Source organism: Streptomyces sp. bgisy100 (assembly GCF_057709105.1).
In genome coordinates, this window is sequence record NZ_JBYITE010000046.1 from 26,128 (window position 1) to 51,276 (window position 25,149).

Consider the following 25,149-nt stretch of genomic DNA (forward strand, 5'->3'; position numbering starts at 1 on the left):
GAGGGAGCCTCGTGAGGAATCCGCCGGGGAGCCACCGGGCCGCGCGCGGCGGCCGGCGCGGCCGCACCCCGTCCCCGCGGGCGTTCGGGCCGCGGGAGACCTCCGATGCCTCCGCCCCGCCGCCCAAGCTCCCGTCGGCTCCGCCGGTCCCCGGCCCAGTCGGCCCGCCGCCCCGTCGGCCCGTTCCGAATCCCCCGTCCGCCTCCCGCGGCGGACCGGCCGAAGGGCCGCCGGAGCCGGGGGCCGGCCGGATCCCCCGGCCGTACCCGCCGGCGGGCCGTCCGGCCGGTGCCGTCCCCGCGGGGGCTGTCCCCGCCGGGGCTGTCGGAGGCCGGGCCGCCGCCCGGCTCGCCGCCCGCCGCAGACGTGCCGCCGAGCGCCCCGAGACGCTGCGCCGGCTGGTGCCGCAGGCCCTCGTCGTCGCCTTCCTCGCAGGCGGCACCGCCATCTTCGTCGCCCACGACAAGACGGTCGAGCTCACCGTCGAGGGCCGGCCCCGCACCCTGCACACCTTCGCGGGTGACGTGCGGGAACTGCTGGCCGACGAGGGGGTCCCGCACGGTCCCCACGACATCGTCGCGCCCGCGCCGGGGGAGGAGCTGACCGCCGGTGACCAGGTCGTCGTCCGCTACGGGCGGCCCGTCACCCTCACGCTCGACGGCCGCAGCCGCCGCGTCTGGACCACCGCCCGCACCGTCGACGGCGCGCTCCGTCAGCTCGGGGTGCGCGCCGAGGGCGCCTACCTCTCCGCCTCCCGCCACTCGTCCATCACCCGCGAAGGGCTCTCCCTGCACGTCCGCACCGAGCGCACGCTCACCCTCCTCGCCGACGGCCGCGAGCACACCGTCCGCACCAACGCGGCCACCGTCCGGGAGGCCGTCGAGCAGGCGGGCATCGCGCTGCGCGGCGAGGACGTCACCTCAGCGCCGCCGGACAGCTTCCCCCGGGACGGGCAGACGGTCTCGGTGCTGCGCGTCACCCGCGGCACCGAGAAGCGCGAGCAGCCGATCCCCTACCGCCGGGTCGAACGCTCCGACCCGTTCCTGTTCGCCGGCACCGAGGTCGTGGAACGGCAGGGCCGGCAGGGCGTCAAACGGGTCCACTACGAGGTGCGCACCGTCAACGGGGCCGAGCAGAAGCCGAAGAAGCTCCGGACCGAGGTGGTCCGCAGGCCGGTGGACGAAGTGGTGCGGGTCGGCACCGCCGCCCGGCCGGCGCGGGTCACCGGCGCGGACGGGCTGAACTGGGCGGCCGTGGCCCGCTGCGAGTCGGGCGGGCGGCCCCGGGCGGTGGACCCGTCGGGGACGTACGGCGGGCTGTACCAGTTCGACCTCCGCACCTGGCAGGCGCTGGGCGGCCGGGGCCGCCCCCAGGACGCACCCGCCGAAGAGCAGACATACCGGGCGAAGAAGCTGTATGTGCAACGGGGGGCGAGTCCGTGGCCGCACTGCGGCCGTAAGCTTCACCGGTGAGCACCAGCCCCACCCCCGACGAGTCCGGCCCCCTCCTGGGCCCCGCCGACATCCGCGAACTCGCCGCCGCCCTCGGTGTGCGGCCCACCAAGCAGCGCGGACAGAACTTCGTCATCGACGCCAACACCGTCCGCCGCATCGTCCGCACCGCGGAGGTCCGGCCGGACGACGTGGTCGTCGAGGTCGGGCCGGGGCTCGGTTCCCTGACCCTGGCGCTGCTGGAGACCGCGGACCGGGTGACGGCGGTCGAGATCGACGACGTCCTGGCCGAGGCCCTCCCGGCCACCGTCGCGGCGCGCCTGCCGGAGCGGGCGGACCGCTTCGCCCTGGTGCACTCCGACGCGATGCACGTCGCCGAGCTGCCCGGACCCCCGCCGACCGCGCTCGTCGCCAACCTGCCCTACAACGTCGCCGTGCCCGTGCTGCTGCACATGCTGGCGACCTTCCCCACCATCGAGCGGACGCTCGTCATGGTGCAGGCGGAGGTCGCCGACCGGCTCGCCGCCACCCCCGGCTCCAAGGTCTACGGGGTGCCCTCGGTCAAGGCCAACTGGTACGCGCACGTGAAGCGGGCCGGCTCCATCGGGCGCAACGTCTTCTGGCCCGCGCCGAACGTCGACTCCGGCCTCGTCTCCCTGGTGCGCCGCGCCGAGCCGCCGAACACCACGGCCACCCGGCAGGAGGTCTTCGCGGTCGTCGACGCGGCGTTCGCCCAGCGGCGCAAGACGCTGCGGGCCGCCCTCGCCGGCTGGGCCGGGTCCGCGGCCGCCGCCGAAGTGGCGCTGGTCGCGGCGGGCGTCTCGCCGCAGGCGCGCGGGGAGATGCTGACCGTGGAGGAGTTCGCCCGCATCGCGGAGAGCAAGGCGGAGATCAAGGGAGCCGGACTGTGAACCGTTCCGTGACCGTGCGGGTGCCCGCCAAGGTCAACGTCCAGCTGGCGGTGGGCGGGCTCCGCCCGGACGGGTTCCACGACCTGGCCAACGTCTTCCTCGCCGTGGGGCTGTACGACGAGGTCACCGCCACCCCGGCCGAGGAACTGCGGATCACCGTGTCCGGCCCGGACGCCGGCCAGGTGCCGCTGGACCGGACGAACCTGGCGGCCCGGGCGGCCGAGTTGCTCGCCGCGCGCCACGGCATCGCGCCGGACGTGCACCTCCACATCGCCAAGGACATCCCGGTCGCCGGCGGCATGGCGGGCGGCAGCGCCGACGGCGCGGGCGCGCTGCTGGCGTGCGACGCCCTGTGGGGGACCGGCGCCTCCCGCGCCGAACTCCTCGACATCTGCGCGGAACTGGGCAGCGACGTGCCGTTCAGCCTGGTCGGCGGGGCGGCGCTGGGGCGCGGCCGGGGCGAACTGCTCACCCCGCTCGACGTCGGCGCGACGTTCCACTGGGTCTTCGCCGTCGCCGACGGCGGGCTCTCCACCCCGGCCGTCTACCGGGAGTGCGACCGGCTGCGCGCGGTGGAGGGGCACGGCGCGGGCGTCGACCAGGTCCCGGCCCCGGAGCCCTCCCCGGCCCTGCTGGACGCCCTGGCCGACGGCGACCTCACGACGCTGGCGTCCGCGCTGACGACCGGGGGCATGCCGACGGCGCCCGGGGGCGGCTCCAGCAACGACCTCCAGGCCGCGGCGGTCTCGCTGCGGCCCTCCCTCGCCGACACCCTCGCCGCCGGGACGAAGGCCGGGGCGCTGGCCTCCCTCGTCTCCGGATCCGGCCCCACCTGCGCGTTCCTGACCCGGGACGAGCAGGCGGCCCGGGCGGTCGCGGAGGGGCTGCTGGCGTCGGGCACCTGCCGCACGGCGCGGGTGGCCACGAGCCCGGCGGCGGGGGCGACGCTGCTGTAGGGCCTGACGTTCGGGGCGGATGCAGGGCCTGGCTTTCGGGGCGGGGGCGCCCGGCGTTGGGGCCGGATGCAGCAGGGTCTGGCGTTCGGGGCGCGGCGCCCGGTGTTCGGGGCGGATGCAGGCCTGGCGCGGGCGGGCCGAGCTCGCGGGCGCCCGGCCCGTGCCTCGCCGAGCCGTTCGCCTCGCTGTGGCGTCGTCGGTCGTCACGGCTCCGCCCTGCGGTGCCCGGCACCGGGCCCCGCACGACACCGGCCGGGGCGCCCCTCCCCGAGCACGTGTCCGTTGCGGCCGATGGATCCGGAGAACTGCTTCCTCCCTTCCCCCACGAGCACGCATTGCCAAGAAACCGTGCACGCAACGCTCACGACATCGCGCCGTGATCCCGGCATCCTGAACGACGTTCACCGCACGGCCACCCCGCCATGCCCCCGGCGGGCGCGGGGCCGCCGGCGCGGACGGCGCCCGTGCACGGGCGCGGACCGGTGTCCGTCGGGCTACGGGGGGCTCGACGGACACCGTCCCGGGGCGGGCCGGCCGGTGGCACGGATCCGGCGTTCCGTACACATCTCCGGCGCGCAGTACATTGAGCGTCATGTGCATCGAGCAGCCCTGGCACCGCGACCCCGGCACCGGAAGATGACCGAGCGACCCCCGCACGGTTCGGCCCGCCCCGGCGGGCGGACCGCCCGCACCCGGGCGGCCGTACTGGCCGCTGCCTTCGAGGAGCTCGACGACGGCGGATTCGGCGCGCTCTCCCTCGACAAGCTCGCCCGGCGCTCCGGAGTCCACGTCTCGACCATCCGGCGGCGCTGGCGCTCCGTCGAGGGGGTCGTCGCCGACCTGCTCGCCCAGCACAGCACCACCATCGCGACCCCCGACACCGGGGACCTCCGCCAGGACCTGCACGAACTGGCCCAGGCGGTCGCCGGGTTCCACGCGGCACCGCGCAACCGCAACCTCATCGAGGCGATCGTCGCGGCCGCCGCCTACGACCCGAGCGTCGCGGAGGTCGTCCACGGCGCCTTCGCCGCCCGTACCGAGACGGTCACGCAGATCGTCCGCCATGCGATCGACCGCGGCGAACTCGCCCCGGACACCGACGCCACGGACGTCATCGCCGCGCTGAGCGCACCGTTCTACTACCGGCTGCTGATCAACCGGCGCCCGATCGACGAACGGCTCGCCCGCACCGGCGCCGAGGCCGCCTACACCGCGGCCCGCGCCGGGGTCTTCGGCCCCGGGCCCGGACCGGCGCCCTGACGCGGGTCGGCGCCCTGACCCGAGTCGGCGTCCTGACCTGGACCGGTGCCCTGAACCGGGCCGGCGTCCTGACCTGAGCAGGCGTCCTGCCCCGGGCCGGCGTCCTGCCCTGAGCCGGCGCCTGGCCTGACCCGGCCCGGCGCCCGTTCGTGCCGCCGTGCGCCCCGAGCGTCTGGGTACGCGTACTCAGGCCGCCGGCACCGGATTTGAGTACCACCGCCGTGCCGGCCGGCGGCACCGGACCGCGACGGTGGCTGCATGCACCCCAGCGTCAGCGACCTCGCCGCGGCCACACCCGCCGCCCGGGACCGGTACATCGACCTGCTGCGGGCCGGATCGCTCGGCACCGTGGTCCTCGGCCACTGGCTGATGGCGGCGGTCTCCGTCGACGCGGACGGCCGCGCCGAGGTCGGCAATCTGCTGGCCGTCGTGCCCGCACTGCAGCCGCTCACCTGGCTGCTCCAGATCATGCCGGTGTTCTTCTTCGTCGGCGGCTTCTCGCACGCCCTCTCCCACCGCTCGCTGCAACGCCGCACCGAGCCCGGCCGGTCGGTGTACGCGGCCTTTCTGCGGGCCCGGCTCCAGCGGCTGTTGCGGCCCACCATGGTCTTCGTCGCGGTCTGGGCCGCGGCAGCGCTCGCCGTCCAACTCCTCGGCGGGGACGGTCCGCTGTCCGACGTCGCCGCCCGGCTCGTCGCCCAGCCGCTCTGGTTCATCGGGATCTACCTCGCCATGGTGGCGTTCACCCCGCCGCTGCTGAGGCTCCACGACCGGTACGGCTGGGGCGCGGCGGCCGGCCTCGGGGCCGCCGCCGCGGCCGTCGACGTGGCGCGGTTCGCCTTCGGCGTGCCCTACGTGGAGTTCCTCAACTTCGCCTTCGTCTGGCTCGCCGTCCACCAGCTGGGCTTTCTGCGGGCGGACGGCCGGCTCGCCGCGTCCGGGCTGCGCGTGCCCGCCGCCCTGGCCGGGGCCGGACTGGCGGGGGCGGTGGCGCTCGTCGCCTTCGGGCCGTATCCGCTGTCCATGGTCGGCATGCCCGGCGAGAAGGTCAGCAACATGGCACCGCCCACCCTCGCCCTCCTCTGCCACGGCCTGTGGCTCACCGGAGCGGTCGAGCTGCTGCGCGCTCCCGCCGCCCGGCTGCTGGCCCGTCCCCGCGTGTGGCGCGGGGTGATCGCGGCGAACGGTGTCGCGATGACCGCGTTCCTGTGGCACCTCACCGCCATGCTGGGCGTCTACGGGGCACTGCTCGCCCTCGGCCTGCCGTTTCCCGCGCCCGCGACGTCCGGGTGGTGGGCCCAGGCGCCGCTCCGGCTCGCCGCGGCGGCCGGTGTGACGGCGCTGCTGGTCGCGGCCTTCCGCCGGTTCGAGCGCCCGGGGGCCGCGCGCCCCGCCGGCGGTCCGGCGCCCGCGGACCCGGCGTCCGCAACCTCGCCGTCGCCGCACCCGGCACCCGCGGACCCGGCGTCGGCGGCCTCGCCGCGGCCGCACCCGGCCCCCGCGCCCGCCGGGAAGAACGCCGCCGCGGCTCCCCCTCGTGCCTCCGGACCCGCCGCCGCCCTCGGTGTCACCCTCTGTCTCTTCGGGGTGCTGGGGCTGTCCATGGTGGGCTTCGGCGGCCTGCTTCAGGGCCGTACGGCGCTGCTGGTGGCGGTGCACATCTCCGCTCCGGCAGCCGTGGTGATGTGTCTCGCCGGCTGGCTCCTCGTCGAGACCGCGGGCCGCGGCGCGGGCGGGGGACGGCGCGGCCCCGGCCGCTGACCGTCCCGGCGGCCCCTGCCGCCCACGCCCCGGGAGCAGGGGAGCCATGAGCAGGGGCCCGGGCGCAGGGGCGTGAGCAGGGGCCACGAACAGGGGCCCGCGAGACCCGCGTCCCGGACCAGGGGCCGGGCCCGGGCGCCCGAGGGCAGCCGCGGCACGGGCCGCCCGGCGCGGCGACTACTCTGGAAGGCCGATCAGCCGCAGCGTCGGCGCAGGCGCAAGATCAGGAGCGGAATGGCCACGAATATCGTCAATCTGGAAGCCGTCGGCAAGGTGTACGGCACCCGTGCACTCCTCGACGGCATCTCCCTCGGCGTCAGCGAGGGCGACCGGATCGGCGTCGTCGGCCGCAACGGCGACGGCAAGACCACGCTCATCCGGGTGCTCGCCAAGCTGGAGTCCCCGGACACCGGCCGCGTCACCCACTCCGGCGGAACGCGGCTCGGCGTCCTCACCCAGCACGACTCCCTCGACCCGGCCGCCACCGTCCGGCACGAGGTGATCGGCGACCTGGCCGACCACGAGTGGGCCGGCGACGCCCGGATCCGCGACATCCTCACCGGCCTCTTCGGCGGCCTGGACCTGCCGGCCTTCCCCGAGGGGCTGGACACCGTCATCGGCCCGCTCTCCGGCGGTGAACGGCGCCGCATCGCCCTCGCCAAGCTGCTCATCGAGGAACAGGACCTGATCGTCCTCGACGAGCCCACCAACCACCTCGACGTCGAGGGCATCTCCTGGCTCGCCGAGCACCTGCGGGCCCGGCGTTCCGCGCTGGTGGTCGTCACCCACGACCGCTGGTTCCTGGACCAGGTCTGCACCCGGATGTGGGACGTCCAGCGCGGCGCCGTCCACGAGTACGAGGGCGGCTACTCCGACTACGTCTTCGCCCGCGCCGAGCGGGAGCGCATCGCCGCGACCGAGGAGGCCAAGCGGCAGAACCTGATGCGCAAGGAGCTCGCCTGGCTGCGCCGCGGCGCCCCGGCCCGCACCAGCAAGCCGCGCTTCCGCATCGAGGCCGCCAACGAGCTGATCGCGGACGTGCCGCCGCCCCGGGACTCGGCGGAGCTGATGAAGTTCGCCAACTCCCGGCTCGGCAAGACCGTCTTCGACCTGGAGAACGTCACCGTCCAGGCGGGCCCCAAGCTGCTGATCGAGCACCTCACCTGGCAGCTCGGCCCCGGCGACCGCATCGGCCTGGTCGGGGTGAACGGCGCGGGCAAGACCTCGCTGCTGCGCACCATGACCGAGGCGGCCCGCACGGCGGGCGAGGCCCAGCCCGCCGCCGGCCGGGTCACCGTCGGCCGCACCGTCAAGCTGGCCCACCTCTCCCAGGAGGTCGCCGAACTCGACCCCACCTGGCGGGTCCTGGAGGCCGTCGAGGCGGTGCGCAGCCGGGTGGACCTCGGCAAGGGCCGGGAGATGTCGGCCTCGCAGCTGTGCGAGAAGTTCGGCTTCGCCAAGGAGAAGCAGTGGACCCCGGTCGGGGACCTGTCGGGCGGTGAGCGGCGGCGGCTGCAGATCCTCCGGCTGCTGATGGACGAGCCGAACGTCCTCTTCCTCGACGAGCCCACCAACGACCTCGACATCGAGACCCTGACCCAGCTGGAGGACCTCCTCGACGGCTGGCCGGGCTCGCTGATCGTCATCTCGCACGACCGCTACTTCATCGAGCGGACCACGGACCGGGTGTTCGCCCTGCTCGGCGACGCGACGCTGCGGATGCTGCCGCGCGGACTCGACGAGTACCTGGAGCGCCGCCGGCAGGTGGCCGAGGCCGCGGCGCCGGCGCCCGCGGCACCCGCCGCCGAGAAGCCGAAGCCGGCGGGTGACACCCGTGCCGCGAAGAAGGAACTCCAGCGCATCGAGCGCCGCCTGGACCGCATCGGCGACCAGGAGGCCAAGCTGCACGCGCAGATCGCCGAGGACGCCACGGACTTCGAGCGGGTGGCGAAGCTCGACGCCGAGCTGCGGGAACTGGCGTCGGAGCGGGACGAGCTGGAGATGCGCTGGCTGGAAATGGCCGAAGACGTCTGATCTGTCGGGCTCGTTCGCTGTCCTTGCGCCGCCTCCCCGGACCGCCGCGCCGGTCCGGGGGCCGTGCAACGGCAGCGTCACGGGCGGGTCTCAGCTGTCCCATGGCTGCGGGACGAGGCCGTGCCCTGTCGGGGCCGGGTGATACAAAGAAGCCCCGCTCGACTGCCGTTTGACCGGCGGGGATGCATGCCCGAATCGCTCCATCCTGGCACGGTCGAAAACCGGCCAGGATCGCGGGGGAGACCGGTCGGGTGGTGTACCCGCGCAAAAGAGGAAAGCTGATGTCACAGCCGCCCCAGCCGCCGAATCCGCCGCAGGGCGGCTTCGGTGCTCCCCAGGATCCCGCCTACGGGTACCCGCAGCAGCCGCCGAGCGGTGGGCCCGGGGACGGCTCTCCGCAGAGCCCCGCGCCGGCGAGCCCCCGGCTGGAGAAGACACCGGAGAGCCCCGAGCAGCCGCAGGCCCAGCCGCCGCAGAGCGCACCCCAGGGCCCCGCACCTCAGGGCCCGGCACCTCAAGGCCCCGCACCTCAGGGCCCGGCCCCCCAGACCCCGCCGCCGCAGGGACCGCCCCCCGCGCCGCCGCAGGGCGGCGGCTTCGGCGCGCCCGGCCAGCCGGCGTACGGCTACCCGGCCCCGCAGCAGTCCGGTCAGCCCGGACAGCCAGGTCAGCCCGCCTACGGCTACCCGGCCCCGCAGCCCTACGGCCAGCAGCCCCAACAGCCGTACGCGCAGCAGCCCTACGGCCAGCCGCCGTACGGTCAGCAGCCCACCCCCCAGCAGCCGTACGGCCAGCCGCCCCAGCAGCCCTACGGCCAGCAGGCGTACGGCATGTACCCGCCCCCGGCGCAGTTCGCGGGCGGCGGTGTGCCGCCGCAGTCCGGTGGCTCCCGCCGCGGGGTGCTGATCGTGGTCGGCGCGGTCGTGGCCGTGCTGCTGCTGGTCGTCGGCGGGGTGTTCGTGGCCGCCGGCGGTGACGACGACCCCAGGAACGAGGCCGGCACCTCCTCCGGCGGCAGCGGTGGCGAGGGCGGCGGTTCGGGCGGCGGCAAGCCCGGCCCCGCGGCCGAGGCCGAGCTGCTCGCCAAGCTCCCCCGGCCCAAGGTCGAGGAGCAGGTGACGACCGAGGGCCTCTGGGTCACCGACACGGTCTTCGCCAAGGGCGACGTCGACAAGCTCGTCGGCTACGACGTCACCGGTGCCCACCGCAAGTGGCAGATCCCGCTGGACGGTTCGATCTGCTGGGCGTCGCCGCACATCACCGCGGACGGCAAGGTGGCGGTCCTCTTCCAGGGGGCCAAGGTCACCAAGAAGACGGTGCACCAGGGCTGCACCGAGGTCGGGGTGTTCGACCTGAAGAAGGGCACGAAGGTCTGGCAGAAGTCGGTCGAGGTCGCCGACGAAAAGGTCCGCTTCGCCGAGGTGACCATCGGCGGCGGCACGGTCGCCGCCGGCGGCACCAGCGGCGGCGCCGCCTGGAGCCTCGGCGGCAAGCGGCTCTGGCAGCCCAAGGCCGACTCCGACTGCGACGACGACGGCTACGGCGGCGGCACCAGGCTGGTCGCGGTGCGGCGCTGCGGCGACTACAGCAAGCCCAACATGGAGGTCCAGTCGCTCAACCCGGCCACCGGCGCGCCGACCTCGGTCTACAAGCTGCCCAGCGGCATCGACAACGTCCACGTGGTCTCCACCGATCCGCTGGTCATCGGCATCGACGCCGGTGACGACACCGGCAGCTCCGTCTCGGACTTCCTGGCGATCGACGACAGCGGCAAGGCGGGCAAGCTGCGCAGCAAGATCGGGACGCGGAGCGGGGAGTACACCCCCCGCTGCGGGAGCACCGAGGTCGAGGGCTGCCGGATGGTGGCCGTGAGCAAGGACTCCGTGTACCTGCCGACCGGCGAGCACAAGGGGCAGACCGAGTACGGGCGGACCAACGAGATCGTCGGATTCCGGCTGGACAGCGGCAAGTCCACGGGCAAGGCCCCCGCGGGCGAACAGCGCACCATGCTGCCGCTGCGGACGGACGACGACGGCAACGTCATCGCCTATGTGAAGCCCACCTTCGACAAGGGCGGCCAGGTCGTGAGCATCGACCCGGACTCGTACGACGTGTCGGTGCTGCTGAAGATGCCGAAGTCCGAGGCCCGGACGGAGAGTGCCTTCTCTCCCGAGTTCCTGCCGTTCGCCTATGAGGGCAACCGGCTGTACATGACCCAGAAGTACGCCACCGACCGGGAGCCGCTGCCCGGTCAGAAGGAGTACGCGGGGCTGGTGTTCGGCGCCCCGTAGCCGTCGCCGCGGTGCTCCGCCGGCCCCGTCCGTACCTCCGGGTACGGGCGGGGCCGGTCCGGTTCCAGCCCCTATCGGCCCTGAATAGCAGGGATTTCGGCATTCGGTGAGGCTTCTCCCCGGTATCGGGCACGTGGCTCCGGCCGAGCGTGTAGCTTCCGGGGACACGAGGCCCAGGGGCTTCGGGGGATTGGGGGAGAGCTCATGGGCGTACGGCTCATGGTGGTCGACGACCACCGGCTGCTCGCCGAGGCACTGGCCTCGGCTCTGAAGTTAAGAGGCCACCGGGTGCTGGCCGCGGCGGCGCCGTGTGCGGGGGCGGCCGAGCTGGTGGTCAGCAGGGCGCCGGAGGTGTGCCTGCTGGGGACGGCGGCGCCGGCCGACCCGGGGGCGTTCGATCCGGTGGTCCGGATCAAGCGGGAGCGGCCGCAGGTCGCCGTGGTGGTGCTGGGGCCGGTGACCAGCTCGCGGGGGATCGCCGCGGCGTTCGCCGCCGGGGCGTCCGGCTACGTCCGGCACGACGAGCGGATCGAGGGCGTCGAGCGCGCGATGGTCAAGGCCCGCGCGGGGGAGGCGGCCGTCGCCCCGCAGCTGCTCCAGGGTGCCTTCGCCGAGCTCCTCAACCCGGCGGTGCAGCCGGACGACGAGGCGGCGCGGCTGCTGGAGATGCTCACCCCCCGCGAGGTCGAGGTGCTGGTGCGGGTCGCGGAGGGCGAGGACACCCGGCTGATCGCGGCGGGGATGGGCATCGCGTCGAGCACCGCCCGGACCCATGTGCAGCGGGTGCTGATGAAGCTGGGGGTCGGCTCCCGGCTGGAGGCGGCGGCGCTCGCCGCCCGCACCGGGCTGCTGGAGCGGGCCGGCGCACCGGCGGGGCCCCGGCCGGACTGACCGCCGGGCCCCGCGTCGCACCGGCCCCCGCCGCACCGGCCCCCGCCGCGCCGGGCCGTTCCGCTCCGGGCCCGCCGTACCGGGCCCGCGCCGGGCCTCTCCGCACGGGACCGCTCCGCTACGGAGTCTCCTGCTCCTCGGCCTCCGGCAGCGGCGGCGGAGGCACCGCGGGCCGCAGCTTCAGCCAGAGCAGGAACGCCAGCCCCAGGGCGAGCATCGACAGGCCCGTCCAGAGGTTGATGTTGATGTCCTCGGCCTTCTTCAGGTCCGCCTCGGAGGCGGTGATGCCGGCGACGGTGATGATGACGCCGTAGACGACGAACAGTCCGCCGATGATGCGCCGCACGTCGAAGAGCCGGGCCGCGGTCGCGGACTTCTGCTCGAGCTCCTCGACCTGGTGCTGGTACTCGTACTCGCTCATGGTGTGTTACCTCGGCCTCAGAAGGAGAACGGGACGTAGCAGAGGGCGGCCAGGATGATCGCGCCCCAGCCCAGCAGGGCGGGCTTGCGGTACCAGGCCTCGTCGCCCGCCGCCGGGGGCTCCGCCATACCGGGCGAGGTGGTGCCGTACACCAGGCCGGCCAGCGACTCGACCGGCTTGGGTTTCGTGAACAGGGACACCCCGACCATCACCACGCCGCCCACCACGAACGCCACGATCGCGGAGACGAAGTTGGCCCCCTGGTCGCTGGGGATGTCGATGACGCCCTGCTTGTAGAACCAGAAGTAGTTGATCATCGCGGCGACGGTGCCGGTGAGCAGTCCCCAGAACCCGGCCGCTGCGGTGGCCCGCTTCCAGAACATGCCGATGATGAAGACGCAGAACAGCGGCACGTTGAAGAACGAGAACAGCGTCTGCAGGTAGTTCATGATGTTGCTGAACGAGGAGGCGATGAACGCGGTGCCCATGCCGCCGAGCACGCCGACCGCCGTCACCACGCGCCCGGTCGCCAGGTAGTACCGGTCCTCCCGGCCCCGCACGATGTGCGCGGCCCAGATGTCGTTGGTGAACACCGTGTTGAACGACGAGACGTTGGCCGCCATGCCGGCCATGAAGGCGGCCAGCAGACCGGTCACGGCGACGCCCAGCACACCGTTCGGCAGCAGGTCGCGCATGAGCACCGGGATCGCGTCGTTGTACTCCAGCCCGCTGCCCTCCTTGCCCAGGTCCGGCTCCATGACCAGGGCGATCAGCCCGGGCAGCACCACGACCAGCGGAATGAAGATCTTGGGGAACGCGGCGATGAGCGGGGTGCGCTTCGCGGCGGAGAGGTTCTTGGCGGAGAGGGCGCGCTGCACCTCGGCGAAGTTGGTCGTCCAGTAGCCGAAGCTCAGGCAGAAGCCGAGACCGAGCACGATGGTGAGCCAGTTGGCGCCCAGCGGGTTGGACGAGCCGATTCCGGTGCCGCCCCAGGCGCTGATGAAGTCGTCCCCGTGCGCGCCGGTGAGCTTGTCGGTGAGCCCGTCCCAGCCGCCGACCCGCTTGAGGCCGACGACGGTGAGCGGGATGAGCGCGGCGAGGATCACGAAGAACTGCAGCACCTCGTTGTAGATGGCGGAGGAGAGCCCGCCGAGGGTGATGTAGGCCAGGACGAAGAAGCCGGCCACGACGATCGCCACCCACTGCGGCCAGCCGATCAGCGCCTCGATCACGATCGCCATCGCGTACAGGTTGACGCCCGCGACCAGCACGGACGCCACGGAGAAGATGACCGAGCTGAGCAGGTACGAGGACTGTCCGAAGCGGTGCAGCAGGAACTCCGGGACGGACCGCACCTTCGAGCCGTAGTAGAAGGGCATCATCACCAGGCCGAGGAAGACCATCGCCGGGATGGCGCCGACCCAGTACCAGTGCACGGTGTAGGCGCCGTACTGGGCGCCGTTCGCCGCCATGCCCAGGATCTCCAGGGCGCCGAGGTTGGCGGCGACGAACGCGAGACCGGTGACCCAGGCGGGGAGGGACCGCCCGGAGAGGAAGAAGTCGAGGCTCGTCCGCACACTCCTCCGCGCGGCGAATCCGACGCCGAGCACCACGGCGAAGTAGATGCCGAGGATGGTGTAGTCGAGCGCGTTGGTGGGGAGCCGGAGCCCTGCGGCCAGATGGTCCATGGATCACTCTCTTCGGGAGGACGGGGACGCCCGTCGGCCGCAGCCCGCAGGCCGGGACCGGAACGAACAGAAACGTACGCCCATGCGGTCCGAACGTGAACGGTTCTGGTGGTACCTGTTGTTCGTCCGTGATGATCGCGCGCCCTTTGCGGGGCTTTGCCGGGGCGTGCTCGCGACGTTGGTCCGGCTGTTGGCTTGTGATTAACTGTGTTTGTTTATGTTTGCAAGATGTGGCCGAGGGGGCCTCGGATGAAGAGAACGGCGACCCGGCTCGCGGACGGCCGTGAGCTCATCTACTACGACCTCCGCGACGACGCGGTACGCAACACCCCCGACCGCAGGCCGCTCCCCGAGGTCGCCACCGCCTCGGAGGTCCGCCACGACCCGCTCCTCGGCGACCGGGTCGTCATCGCCTCGCACCGGCAGACCCGCACCTACCACCCCCCGGCCGACGCCTGCCCGCTCTGTCCGTCCCGCCCGGGCCGGGACAGCGAGATCCCCGCCGACGACTACGACGTCGCCGTCTTCGAGAACCGCTTCCCCTCCCTGGCCGGCGACTCCGGCCGCTGCGAGGTCGTCTGCTTCACCCCCGACCACCGCGCCTCCTTCGCCGACCTCACCGAGGAGCGGGCCGGTCTCGTCCTCGACGCCTGGACCGACCGCACCGCCGCGCTGTCCCGACTGCCCGCCGTCGAGCAGGTCTTCTGCTTCGAGAACCGCGGCGCGGAGATCGGGGTCACCCTCGGCCACCCGCACGGCCAGATCTACGCCTACCCCTTCACCACGCCCCGCACCGAGCTGGTGCTGCGCTCCCTCGCCGCGCACCGGGAGCGCACCGGCCGGAACCTCTTCGACGACGTGGTGGCGGACGAGCGCGCCGACGGCCGGCGGATCGTGCTGGAGGGGGAGCACTGGACGGCGTTCGTGCCCCGGGCCGCCCACTGGCCGTACGAGGTGCACCTCTACCCCCGGCGGCGGGTGCCGGACCTGCTCGCGCTGGACGACGCCGCGCGCACAGAGTTCCCACAGCTCTATCTGGAACTCTTGCGGCGCTTCGACCGGATCTTCGGCGCGGGCGAACCGCCGACCCCGTACATCTCGGCCTGGCACCAGGCGCCGTTCGGCGGCTGGGAGGGCCGGGGCGCCGGCCGCGCGGACTTCGCACTCCACCTCGAGCTTTTCACCATTCGCCGCACTTCCGGCAAGCTGAAGTTTCTCGCGGGTTCCGAATCCGGCATGAATGTGTTCATCAACGATGTGCCGCCGGAGGCCGCGGCCGAGCGACTGCGAGAGGTAGCGAACCAGTGAGCAACGGGCAGCAGGGCGAGCAGCCGGAACGGCAGAGGAAGTACCTGGTCACCGGGGGCGCCGGCTATGTCGGCAGCGTCGTCGCGGCGCATCTGCTGGAGGCGGGCCACCAGGTCACCGTGCTGGACGACCTGTCCACCGGCCACCGTGCGGCGGTTCCGGCGGACGCCGGGTTCATCGAGGGGCGCGTCCAGGACCTGACCGCCCCGGACGGCGCGGTCCGGCTCGACGCCTCCTACGACGGCGTCCTGCACTTCGCGGCCTTCTCGCAGGTCGGGGAGTCCGTGGTGAACCCCGAGAAGTACTGGCGGAACAACGTCGGCGGCACCACCGAGCTGATCGCCGCGATGCGGGAGGCCGGGGTCCGCACCCTCGTCTTCTCCTCCACGGCCGCCACCTACGGCGAGCCCGACACCACCCCCATCCGCGAGGACGCCGTCACCGCGCCGACCAACCCCTACGGCGCCTCCAAGCTCGCCGTCGACCACATGATCGGCGGCGAGTGCGCCGCGCACGGCCTGGCGGCCGTCTCGCTGCGCTACTTCAACGTCGCCGGTGCGTACGGCGAGTACGGCGAGCGGCACGACCCCGAGTCGCACCTGATCCCGCTCGTCCTCCAGGTCGCGCAGGGCCGGCGGGAGGCCATCTCCGTCTTCGGCGACGACTACCCGACCGCCGACGGGACCTGCGTCCGCGACTACATCCACGTCGCGGACCTCGCCGAGGCCCACCTCCTCGCGCTGGACGCCGCCCGCCCGGGTGAGCACCTGATCTGCAACCTCGGCAACGGCAACGGCTTCTCCGTCCGCGAGGTCGTCGAGACCGTCCGCCGCGTCACCGGCCACCCGATCCCCGAGGTCGTCGCCCCCCGCCGCGGCGGGGACCCGGCCGTCCTCGTCGCCTCCGCCGACCGGGCCCGCGCCCTCCTCGGCTGGCAGCCGGGCCGCGCCGACCTCGCGGGCATCGTTGCCGACGCGTGGACCTTCGCGCAGAAGCGGGAGAACGAAGCGTGACCGACCCGCTCGCCGCCGCGTTCCGGGAGCTGTTCGGCGCCGCCCCCGAGGGGGTGTGGGCCGCTCCCGGGCGGGTGAACCTCATCGGTGAGTACACCGACTTCAACGACGGGTTCGTGCTGCCGCTCGCCCTGCCGCGCACCGCCGTCGCCGCCGTCTCCCGGCGTACCGACGGGCTGCTGCGGCTGCACTCGGCCGACGTGCCCGGCGGCGTCGTGGAACTCCGCGCCGACGAGCTCGCGCCCGGCGGGCGCAAGGACTGGGCCGGCTACCCGGCCGGCGTGGTGTGGGCGCTGCGCGACGCGGGCCACCCGGTCACCGGCCTGGACCTGCACCTCGAATCCACCGTGCCGACCGGTGCCGGGCTGTCCTCCTCCGCGGCCCTCGAGGTCGTCACCGCCGTCGCCTGCAACGACCTGTTCGAACTGGGTCTGAAGCCCTGGCAGCTGGCCCGGCTCTGCCAGCGCGCGGAGAACGTCTTCGTCGGCGTCCCCGTCGGGATCATGGACCAGACGGCCGCCGCCTGCTGCACCGCGGGCCACGCCCTCCACCTCGACACCCGCGACCTCGCCCAGCGGCAGGTCCCCCTCGACCTCGCCGCCGAGGGCCTGCGGCTGCTCGTCGTCGACACCCGGGTGCAGCACGAGCTCGGCGACGGGGCGTATGCCCAGCGGCGCGAGGGCTGTGAAGAGGGGGCGCGTGCGCTGGGCGTGCACGCTCTACGGGACGTTGTACCGGAGCACCTGGACGAGGCCCTGGCACACCTGCACGACCCCACCGTGCGCCGCTACGTCCGTCATGTGGTGACCGAGAACGCACGCGTGCAGCAGGTCATCGGCCTGCTGGACGCCGGGGACACCCGCTCCATCGGACCGGTGCTCACCGCCGGACACGCCTCGCTGCGCGACGACTTCGAGGTCTCCTGCGCCGAACTGGACCTGGTGGTCGAGGCGGCGAACGCGGCGGGCGCGCTGGGCGCCCGGATGACCGGTGGCGGCTTCGGCGGTTCGGCGATCGTCCTGGTCACGGAGGCCGAGGCGGACGCCGTGGCCGCGGCCGTCACCGAGGCCTTCGCCGCCGCGGGGCTCCGGGCCCCGCGGATCTTCCCGGCCGTACCCTCGGCGGGCGCCCGCCGCCTGGCCTGACGCCGCCCGGCTCCGGCTCCGGACCCGGCGCCGGCGACGGCGGCCGGGAGGAGCCGCTCGAGCTCGTCTCCCGGGCCGTGCGGATGCCGGCCGCGGAGCGCCTGACGCCGGGCGGCCCGACGCCGGGGCGACAGGGCGGCCCGCCGTACCGCTCCCGGCGCCGCCGCGGAGGGCCGTTTCTCCCGAGCGGCGCGCCGGGGGCGACAGAGACGCGCCCACCCGTTGGGACCACGTGCGAACGCCGGGACGCCTGCCGCGCCCCGCGCCCTCGGCGGGTTGCCCGGCGCGTTGGACACCGTGGACACCCCGGGGAGAGCCCCGTATCCGTCGCGCCCCGCCGTTCCGGGACCGGCGTCCGGCGGGCGCCGGCCGGCGGTGACCCGGGGCCGGGGATCCGGCTCACCCTGGGCGGCCAGCGCAAACAGTTTTCCCAATCGCCTTCCCTCGCACCGGAGCCGCCGTACTCTGATGCTCAGCACCGGTGGGGGCCGGTGCTGTTCAGGGGGCGAGACAGTCGGTACGGCGCCCGGGGCGGGGCAGTCACAGCACGGCGGCGGCCGTGCGACCCATGTGGTTCTCCGTCACGTGCGCCGTACCCACTCTGCCCGTCACCCCGAGACATGGGGGCTTTATGTCACGGATCCGGGTCCTGGTGGTGGACGACCACCGCATCTTCGCCGAGTCGCTCGCCGCGGCCCTGGCGGCCGAGCCGGATGTGGAGGTGTCGGCGGCCGGCAGCGGTCCCGCCGCGCTGCGCTGTCTGGACCGCGCGGCCTCGGAGGGGCGCCGGTTCGACGTCCTGCTGGTCGACGCCGACCTCGGCGCCGGCCCGCCCCCGGACGGCCGCGCAGCCTTCGGCACGGTGCCCGAGGCCGTCGGCGAGGGCGCGGTGGACGGGATATCGCTGGTCGCCGGGGTCCGTTCGGGCCAGCCGGGGGTGCGCACCGTGGTCATCGCCGAGCGCGACGACCCGCGCCGCGCCGCCGCGGCCCTCCAGGCCGGTGCCTCCGGCTGGGTCGCCAAGGACTGCTCACTGTCCCGGCTGCTCTCCGTCATCCGCGGGGTGCTGCGGGAGGAGACACATCTGCCGCCGGCCCTGCTCACCGGTGTGCTGCGGGAGTTGACCGCGGCCCGCAAGCACCGGACGGAGAGCGAGCGGCTGGTGGAGTCGCTGACCCCGCGGGAGCGCGAGGTGCTGCGCTGCATGGTGGCCGGGCTGGGCCGGAAGGCCGTGGCCGAGCGCCTCTTCCTCTCCCCGCACACGGTCCGCACCCATATGCAGAACGTGCTGGGCAAACTCGGGGTGCACTCCACCCTCGCGGCGGTGGCACTGGCCCGCCGGGCCGGCGTGGGACCCGTCGACCTAGCCGGGGACGTTGTCGAACGGGGCGGTCAACTGGCGTAGCAGACCCGCCAGTTCGCCCTGCTCGCCGCGGGACAGCCGGGCGAGGATGGCTCGTTCCTGGTCGAGCAGCCCGGCCAGGGAGCGGTCGGCACGGTCCTGCCCCTCCGCGGTCAGCCGGACCAGCACACCGCGCCGGTCGCTGGGGTCGGGAAGCCGCTCGACCAGGCCCTTCTTGGCGAGCCGGTCGATGCGGTTGGTCATGGTGCCGGAGGTGACCAGGGTCTGGGTGAGCAACTGCCCCGGCGAGAGCTGGTACGGGGTCCCGGCCCGACGCAGTGCGGTGAGCACGTCGAACTCCCAGGGCTCCAGGCCGTGCTCGGCGAACGCCAGCCGACGGGCCCGGTCGAGGTGCCGCGCGAGCCGGCTGACCCGGCTCAGCACCTCCAGGGGTTCCACGTCGAGATCAGGGCGCTCCCGGCGCCACGCCGCGACCAGCCGATCGACCTCGTCCTCCATGGCGATCAGTGTAGTAGGTCTGTCGACGTGAAGTCTCTTGACGTCAAGAGATACTCTGGTCAACGTATGGGCATCGTCGGCGCGTGAAGCGATTCCGCTTCCGGCCCGTCCGCTCAGCAAGGGGGCAACACCTGTGCCAGAACCCATATGGGACCCGGATCAGTACCTGCGCCACTCCGGCCATCGGACCCGCCCGTTCCACGACCTGCTCCACCGCATACCCGAGCTGCCGTCCGGCAACCGTCCGGCCCGCATCGCCGACCTCGGCTGCGGCCCCGGCAACGTCACCACCCTGCTCGCCGACCGCTGGCCCGACGCCCGCATCACCGGGCTCGACAACTCCGCCGACATGCTCGCCCGGGCCGCCCGGTACGCAGGTCCCACCCCGGGCGGCGGCAGCCTCGACTTCCGCGCCGCCGACGCCGCCCGCTGGGCCCCCGAGGAGCCGTACGACCTGATCGTCTCCAACGCCGCCCTCCAGTGGGTCCCCCGGCACACCGAGTCCTTCCCCGCCTGGGCCGACGCCCTCGTTCCCGGCGGCGTCCTCGCCTTCCAGGTCCCCGGCAACTTCGTCTCCCCCAGCCACGCGCTGCTCGGCGAACTCTGCGACACCCCCCAGTGGCGGGACCGGCTCGGCAGCCACGGACGGCGCTTCGTCCACGTCCTCGAACCCTGGGAGTACCTGACCCGGCTCACCGACCTCGGCTTCGACGCCGACGCCTGGGAGACCACCTACATCCAGCTGCTCCAGGGGGAGGACCCCGTCCTGGACTGGGTGAAGGGCACCGCCCTGCGGCCGGTGCTCACCGTCCTCGCCGACGACGGGCCGGCCCGCGAGGAATTCCTCGGCCAGTACCGCGACCTGCTCCGCAAGGCCTACCCGCCCGGCCCGCACGGCACGGTCTTCCCCTTCCGGCGGATCTTCGCCGTCGCCCGGAGGATCGCCTGATGATCAGCGCCGTCGACCATGTCCAACTGGCCGCCCCGCCCGGCAGCGAGGACCTCCTGCGTGCCTTCTACTCGGGGGTGCTCGGCATGACCGAGGTCCCGAAACCGCCGGTGCTCGCCGCCCGCGGCGGTTGCTGGTTCGCCGCCGGCGCGGTGCAGCTGCACTTAGGAGTCGAAGCCGGTTTCCGGCCGGGGCGGAAGGCCCACCCGGGCCTGCGGGTCGTGGGAATCGACGCCCTCGGCAGCCGCCTCGCCGCCGCAGGAGCCCCCGTGCACTGGGACGACGGCCTCCCCGGCCACCGGCGCTTCTACTCCGAGGACCCGGTCGGCAACCGCCTGGAGTTCCTTGAGGCCGGATAGCCACGGCCCGGGGCACCGCACCGACACCGCCCCGGCTCCCGGTACCGCCTCAGTTCCGCCGGTGACCGACGAGCCGGGGCTTGGGCTCCAGGCCGTCCAGGCCGTGCCAGGCCAGATTCACCAGATGCGCCGCCACCTCGGCCTTCTTCGGCTTCCGCACATCCAGCCACCACTGGCCGGTCAGCGCCACCATGCCGACCAGCGCCTGCGCGTACAGCGGCGCCAGCTTCGGCTCGAAGCCCCGGGCCTTGAACTCCAGCCCCAGAATGTCCTCGACCTGCGTGGCGATATCGCTGATCAGGGAGGCGAAGGTGCCCGTGGACTGGGCGACCGGGGAATCCCGCACCAGAATGCGGAAGCCGTCGGTGTAGGTCTCGATGTAGTCCAGCAGCGCGAACGCCGCCTGTTCCAGCAGCTCCCGGGGGTGGCCCGCGGTCAGCGCCCCGGTCACCATGTCCAGCAGCTGCCGCATCTCGCGGTCCACCACAACGGCGTACAGCCCCTCCTTGCCGCCGAAGTGCTCGTAGACCACCGGCTTGGACACCCCGGCCTTCGCCGCGATCTCCTCCACCGACGTGCCCTCGAAGCCCTTCTCGGCGAAGAGCGTGCGGCCGATGTCCAGCAGCTGCTCCCGGCGTTCCTTGCCGGTCATCCGCACCCGGCGGGCGCGGCGGCCTCCGGAGGCGGAGGCCCGGTCCTTCTCACTGCTGCTGTCGATCGCCACGCCGTCAATCATGCCGCCTTCGCGTCCTCGGCCTTGCCCGGGGCGGTGTTGCGGCGGGAGTCGATGCGCTCGGCGGTCGGCCAGCGGACGTCGTACGCCCAGCCCAGCTTCTCGAACCAGCGGATGATCCGGGCGCTGGAGTCGATCTGCCCGCGCATCACGCCGTGCCGGGCGGAGGTCGGGTCCGCGTGGTGCAGGTTGTGCCACGACTCACCGCACGACAGCACGGCCAGCCACCAGACGTTGCCCGACTTGTCCCGGGACTTGAACGGCCGCTTGCCGACCGCGTGGCAGATCGAGTTGATCGACCACGTCACGTGGTGCAGCAGCGCGACCCGGACCAGCGAGCCCCAGAAGAACGCGGTGAGCGCGCCCTGCCAGGACCACGTCACCAGGCCGCCCACCAGCGGCGGCAGCGCCAGCGACAGCGCGGTCCAGTAGACGAACTGGCGGGAGATCCGGCGGATCGCCGGGTCCTTGACCAGGTCCGGGGCGTACTTCTGCTGCGGCGTCTGCTCCTCGTCGAACATCCATGCGATGTGGGCCCACCACAGGCCCTTCATCAGCGCGGGCACCGTCTCGCCGAACCGCCACGGCGAATGCGGGTCGCCCTCGGCGTCGGAGAACTTGTGGTGCCTGCGGTGATCGGCCACCCAGCGCACCAGCGGCCCCTCGACCGCCATCGACCCGGCGATCGCCAGCGCGATCCGCAGCGGGCGCTTCGCCTTGAAGGATCCGTGGGTGAAATACCGGTGGAAACCGATCGTGATCCCGTGGCACCCCAGGTAGTACATGAACACCATCAGGCCCAGGTCCAGCCAGCTCACCCCCCATCCCCAGGCCAGCGGAACCGCGGCGACGAGCGCCACAAACGGAACCGTGATGAACAGCAGCAGGGCGAGCTGCTCGATCGATCTCTTGCTGTCCCCGCCGAGCGTGGCGAGGTCGGTGTCGGCGGACGTCGGGGCGTCGTCGATCACATCGGGGCTTGTGGTCATGCGGGCGTCCCTCGTCGGGCTGGAAGCTCGGGCTATGGAAACGGAATGTAGCTACGGAACCGTAACCTACGGCTTCGTAAGTATGGCAGGGCTCGATGAACGGGCAAGAGGGCTGTGAAACGGCGTGGCAGCGGCCACCTATCCTGGTGACCGTCGGACAGCGCGGTCCGCACCCCGCCAGACGTGCTCATCCCCTGCAAGGAGCCGCACCTGTGAGCAGTGCCGACATCACCCCCGAGACCAGCGACAACGCCACGCTGCGAGCCGATATCCGCCGCCTGGGAGACCTGCTCGGGGAAACCCTCGTGCGCCAGGAGGGCCCCGCACTCCTCGACCTCGTCGAACGTGTGCGTGCCCTCACCCGTACGGACGGTGAGGCCGCCGCGCAGCTGCTCGGGGAGACCGACCTGGAGACCGCCGGCAAGCTCGTACGGGCGTTCTCCACCTACTTTCACCTCGCGAACGTGACCGAGCAGGTCCACCGCGGCAAGGAGCTCCGCGCCCGCCGCGCCGCCGAGGGCGGCCTCCTCGCCCGCACCGCCGACCGGCTCAAGGACGCCGACCCCGAGCACCTGCGGGCCACCGTGGCGCATCTCACGGTGCGCCCCGTCTTCACCGCACACCCCACCGAGGCCGCCCGCCGCAGCGTCCTCAACAAGCTCCGCCGGATCGCCGCCCTGCTGGAGGAGCCCGCGGACGGCGGCGACCGCCGCCGCGCCGACCTCCGCCTCGCCGAGAACATCGACCTCGTCTGGCAGACCGACGAACTCCGCGTCGCCCGTCCCGAGCCCGCCGACGAGGCCCGCAACGCCATCTACTACCTCGACGAGCTGCACGCCGGAGCCGTCGGCGACGTCCTGGAGGACCTCGCCGCCGAGCTGGACCGGGTCGGCGTCGAGCTGCCGTCCGGCACCCGCCCCCTCACCTTCGGCACCTGGATCGGCGGCGACCGCGACGGCAACCCCAACGTCACCCCCGCCGTCACCCGCGAGGTGCTGATCCTCCAGCACGAGCACGGCATCTCCGACGCCCTGGAACTCGTCGACCAGCTCCGCGGCCTGCTCTCCAACTCCATCCGCTACACCGGCGCCACCGAGGAACTCACCACCTCGCTCCGCACCGACCTGGAGCTGCTCCCCGAGATCAGCCCCCGCTACAAGCGCCTCAACTCCGAGGAGCCCTACCGGCTCAAGGTCACCTGCATCCGGCAGAAGCTCCTCAACACCCGCGAACGGCTCGCCAAGGGCACCCCCCACGAGCCGGGCCGCGACTACCTCGGCACCGCCGAACTCCTCGACGACCTCACCCTCGTCCAGGAATCCCTGCGCGCCCACCGCGGCGGGCTGTTCGCCGACGGCCGCATGGACCGCACCATCCGCACCCTGGCCGCCTTCGGGCTCCAGCTCGCCACCATGGACGTCCGCGAACACGCCGACGCCCACCACCACGCCCTCGGCCAGCTCTTCGACCGGCTCGGCGAGGAGTCCTGGCGGTACGCCGACATGCCGCGCGACTACCGGCGCAAGCTCCTCGCCAAGGAGCTCCGCTCCCGCCGCCCGCTCGCCCCGCAGCACGCCCCGCTCGACGCCGGCGGCGCCAAGACCCTCGGCGTGTTCACCACCATCGGCGAAGCCCTCGAACAGTTCGGCCCCGAGGTCGTCGAGTCCTACATCATCTCCATGTGCCAGGGCGCCGACGACGTCTTCGCCGCCGCCGTCCTCGCCCGCGAGGCCGGACTCGTCGACCTCCACGCCGGCTGGGCCAGGATCGGCATCGTCCCCCTGCTGGAGACCACCGACGAGCTCAAGGAAGCCGACCGCATCCTCGACGAGATGCTCGCCGACCCCTCCTACCGGCGGCTCGTCGCCCTCCGCGGCGACGTCCAGGAAGTGATGCTCGGCTACTCCGACTCCTCCAAGTTCGGCGGCATCACCACCTCCCAGTGGGAGATCCACCGCGCCCAGCGCCGGCTCCGCGACGTCGCCCACCGCTACGGCGTGCGGCTGCGCCTCTTCCACGGCCGCGGCGGCACCGTCGGCCGCGGCGGCGGCCCCTCCCACGACGCGATCCTCGCCCAGCCGTGGGGCACCCTCGACGGCGAGATCAAGGTCACCGAGCAGGGCGAGGTCATCTCCGACAAGTACCTCGTGCCGTCCCTGGCCCGGGAGAACCTGGAACTCACCGTCGCCGCCACCCTCCAGGCCTCCGCGCTGCACACCGCGCCCCGCCAGTCCGACGAGGCGCTGACCCGCTGGGACGCGGCCATGGACACCGTCTCCGACGCCGCCCACAGCGCCTACCGCCGGCTCGTCGAGGACCCGGACCTCCCCGCGTACTTCTTCGCCTCCACCCCCGTCGACCAGCTCGCCGACCTGCACCTGGGCTCCCGGCCCTCCCGGCGCCCCGACAGCGGCGCCGGACTCGACGGGCTGCGGGCCATCCCGTGGGTGTTCGGCTGGACCCAGTCCCGGCAGATCGTCCCCGGCTGGTTCGGCGTCGGATCGGGCCTCAAGGCCGCACGGGAAGCCGGCCTGGACACCGTCATCGACGAGATGCACCAGCACTGGCACTTCTTCCGCAACTTCCTGTCCAACGTCGAAATGACCCTGGCCAAGACCGATCTGCGGATCGCCCAGCACTACGTCGACACCCTCGTCCCCGACGACCTCAAGCACGTCTTCGACGTCATCCGGGCCGAGCACGAGCTCACCGTCAAGGAAGTCCTCCGCATCACCGGCGGCACGGAACTCCTCGACTCCCACCCCGAGCTCCAGCAGACCTTCCGCGTCCGCGACGCCTACCTCGACCCGATCTCCTACCTCCAGGTCTCCCTGCTCCACCGGCAGCGCGGCGAGACCGAGCGCGGCGAGGAGCCCGACCCGCTGCTCTCCCGCGCCCTGCTGCTCACCGTCAACGGCGTGGCGGCCGGCCTCCGCAACACCGGCTGACGCGCCTCCGAGCGGAAAGGATCAGGGGCCGGCCCGGGTGGGCCGGCCCCTGATGCGTGCCGGTGGGTGATCCACCCGTGGGGGAGGTGTGCAGCGAGGCGCGCTCGCCTACGCGTGTTCGGAGCGGTGCGCGCTCGGGGGCGCGGGCTCGGAGCGGTGCGCGCTCGGTGACGTGCGGTC

20 protein-coding genes are annotated in these 25,149 nt (G+C 73.4%); 15 read left to right on the plus strand and 5 right to left on the minus strand.

Annotated features, from left to right (window positions below; all coding sequences use genetic code 11):
• Positions 1-251 precede the first annotated feature (251 nt).
• From AC3EQ1_RS25150 to AC3EQ1_RS25185, 8 genes are all read left to right on the plus strand, one after another.
• Positions 252-1,472, plus strand: coding sequence for a resuscitation-promoting factor (locus tag AC3EQ1_RS25150; RefSeq protein ID WP_432096631.1), 1,221 nt, complete (start codon positions 252-254; stop codon positions 1,470-1,472).
• Complete coding sequence (rsmA, locus tag AC3EQ1_RS25155) at positions 1,469-2,362, plus strand: 16S rRNA (adenine(1518)-N(6)/adenine(1519)-N(6))-dimethyltransferase RsmA (protein ID WP_432096608.1); 894 nt, start codon at positions 1,469-1,471, stop codon at positions 2,360-2,362. Before AC3EQ1_RS25150 ends, rsmA begins: the two co-directional genes overlap by 4 nt.
• Positions 2,359-3,318, plus strand: coding sequence for a 4-(cytidine 5'-diphospho)-2-C-methyl-D-erythritol kinase (locus AC3EQ1_RS25160; protein WP_432096609.1), 960 nt, complete (start codon positions 2,359-2,361; stop codon positions 3,316-3,318). The genes rsmA and AC3EQ1_RS25160 overlap by 4 nt, the downstream gene beginning before the upstream one ends.
• A gap of 636 nt (positions 3,319-3,954) precedes the next feature.
• Positions 3,955-4,578, plus strand: a complete 624-nt coding sequence (locus AC3EQ1_RS25165) for a TetR/AcrR family transcriptional regulator (protein ID WP_432096610.1) — start codon at positions 3,955-3,957, stop codon at positions 4,576-4,578.
• A gap of 258 nt (positions 4,579-4,836) precedes the next feature.
• Complete coding sequence (locus AC3EQ1_RS25170; protein WP_432096611.1) at positions 4,837-6,339, plus strand: acyltransferase family protein; 1,503 nt, start codon at positions 4,837-4,839, stop codon at positions 6,337-6,339.
• Positions 6,340-6,573: 234 nt separating this feature from the next.
• Positions 6,574-8,373, plus strand: coding sequence for an ABC-F family ATP-binding cassette domain-containing protein (locus AC3EQ1_RS25175; protein WP_432096612.1), 1,800 nt, complete (start codon positions 6,574-6,576; stop codon positions 8,371-8,373).
• Between the two features lie 281 nt (positions 8,374-8,654).
• Positions 8,655-10,664 carry a hypothetical protein gene (locus AC3EQ1_RS25180; RefSeq protein ID WP_432096613.1) on the plus strand — a complete coding sequence of 670 codons (2,010 nt, stop codon included), beginning with the start codon at positions 8,655-8,657 and terminating at the stop codon, positions 10,662-10,664.
• A gap of 204 nt (positions 10,665-10,868) precedes the next feature.
• The gene (locus tag AC3EQ1_RS25185) at positions 10,869-11,555 is read left to right on the plus strand and encodes a helix-turn-helix transcriptional regulator (RefSeq protein ID WP_351506037.1); all 687 of its coding nucleotides are present in this window, start codon (positions 10,869-10,871) and stop codon (positions 11,553-11,555) included.
• Between the two features lie 118 nt (positions 11,556-11,673).
• Here the strand turns inward: AC3EQ1_RS25185 and AC3EQ1_RS25190 are convergent, their stop codons facing one another.
• Both AC3EQ1_RS25190 and AC3EQ1_RS25195 read right to left on the minus strand, forming a co-directional pair.
• On the minus strand, positions 11,674-11,976 hold the full coding sequence (locus AC3EQ1_RS25190; protein ID WP_432096614.1) for a hypothetical protein: 303 nt from the start codon (positions 11,974-11,976) through the stop codon (positions 11,674-11,676).
• 17 nt (positions 11,977-11,993) lie between these two features.
• Positions 11,994-13,664: a sodium:solute symporter family protein gene (locus AC3EQ1_RS25195; protein WP_432096615.1), complete on the minus strand. Its 1,671-nt coding sequence runs from the start codon at positions 13,662-13,664 to the stop codon at positions 11,994-11,996.
• 249 nt (positions 13,665-13,913) lie between these two features.
• Here AC3EQ1_RS25195 and galT point away from each other — a divergent pair, with 249 nt between their 5' ends.
• From galT to AC3EQ1_RS25215, 4 genes are all read left to right on the plus strand, one after another.
• The gene (gene galT / locus AC3EQ1_RS25200) at positions 13,914-14,972 is read left to right on the plus strand and encodes a galactose-1-phosphate uridylyltransferase (RefSeq protein ID WP_432096616.1); all 1,059 of its coding nucleotides are present in this window, start codon (positions 13,914-13,916) and stop codon (positions 14,970-14,972) included.
• Positions 14,969-15,985 carry a UDP-glucose 4-epimerase GalE gene (gene galE, locus AC3EQ1_RS25205; RefSeq protein WP_432096617.1) on the plus strand — a complete coding sequence of 339 codons (1,017 nt, stop codon included), beginning with the start codon at positions 14,969-14,971 and terminating at the stop codon, positions 15,983-15,985. Before galT ends, galE begins: the two co-directional genes overlap by 4 nt.
• Positions 15,982-17,130 carry a galactokinase gene (galK, locus tag AC3EQ1_RS25210; protein WP_432096618.1) on the plus strand — a complete coding sequence of 383 codons (1,149 nt, stop codon included), beginning with the start codon at positions 15,982-15,984 and terminating at the stop codon, positions 17,128-17,130. Before galE ends, galK begins: the two co-directional genes overlap by 4 nt.
• A gap of 631 nt (positions 17,131-17,761) precedes the next feature.
• Positions 17,762-18,535, plus strand: a complete 774-nt coding sequence (locus AC3EQ1_RS25215) for a LuxR C-terminal-related transcriptional regulator (RefSeq protein ID WP_432096619.1) — start codon at positions 17,762-17,764, stop codon at positions 18,533-18,535.
• Here the strand turns inward: AC3EQ1_RS25215 and AC3EQ1_RS25220 are convergent.
• Positions 18,494-18,991: a MarR family winged helix-turn-helix transcriptional regulator gene (locus tag AC3EQ1_RS25220; RefSeq protein WP_351506050.1), complete on the minus strand. Its 498-nt coding sequence runs from the start codon at positions 18,989-18,991 to the stop codon at positions 18,494-18,496. The genes AC3EQ1_RS25215 and AC3EQ1_RS25220 overlap by 42 nt on opposite strands.
• A 133-nt stretch (positions 18,992-19,124) precedes the next feature.
• Between AC3EQ1_RS25220 and AC3EQ1_RS25225 the strand changes: the two genes are divergently transcribed.
• Both AC3EQ1_RS25225 and AC3EQ1_RS25230 read left to right on the plus strand, forming a co-directional pair.
• Positions 19,125-19,940 (plus strand): trans-aconitate 2-methyltransferase, encoded by an 816-nt coding sequence (locus tag AC3EQ1_RS25225; RefSeq protein WP_432096620.1) that lies wholly within the window; start codon positions 19,125-19,127, stop codon positions 19,938-19,940.
• Positions 19,940-20,299, plus strand: a complete 360-nt coding sequence (locus tag AC3EQ1_RS25230; protein WP_432096621.1) for a VOC family protein — start codon at positions 19,940-19,942, stop codon at positions 20,297-20,299. Before AC3EQ1_RS25225 ends, AC3EQ1_RS25230 begins: the two co-directional genes overlap by 1 nt.
• Positions 20,300-20,348: 49 nt before the next feature.
• Here AC3EQ1_RS25230 and AC3EQ1_RS25235 read toward each other — a convergent pair whose 3' ends face one another.
• Positions 20,349-21,035 carry a TetR family transcriptional regulator gene (locus tag AC3EQ1_RS25235; protein WP_351506054.1) on the minus strand — a complete coding sequence of 229 codons (687 nt, stop codon included), beginning with the start codon at positions 21,033-21,035 and terminating at the stop codon, positions 20,349-20,351.
• Entirely contained in the window at positions 21,032-22,021 is a 990-nt protein-coding gene (locus AC3EQ1_RS25240) for an acyl-CoA desaturase (RefSeq protein ID WP_432096622.1), read from the minus strand. Before AC3EQ1_RS25240 ends, AC3EQ1_RS25235 begins: the two co-directional genes overlap by 4 nt.
• 212 nt (positions 22,022-22,233) lie before the next feature.
• Between AC3EQ1_RS25240 and ppc the strand changes: the two genes are divergently transcribed.
• The gene (ppc, locus tag AC3EQ1_RS25245; protein WP_432096623.1) at positions 22,234-24,969 is read left to right on the plus strand and encodes a phosphoenolpyruvate carboxylase; all 2,736 of its coding nucleotides are present in this window, start codon (positions 22,234-22,236) and stop codon (positions 24,967-24,969) included.
• Positions 24,970-25,149 lie beyond the last annotated feature (180 nt).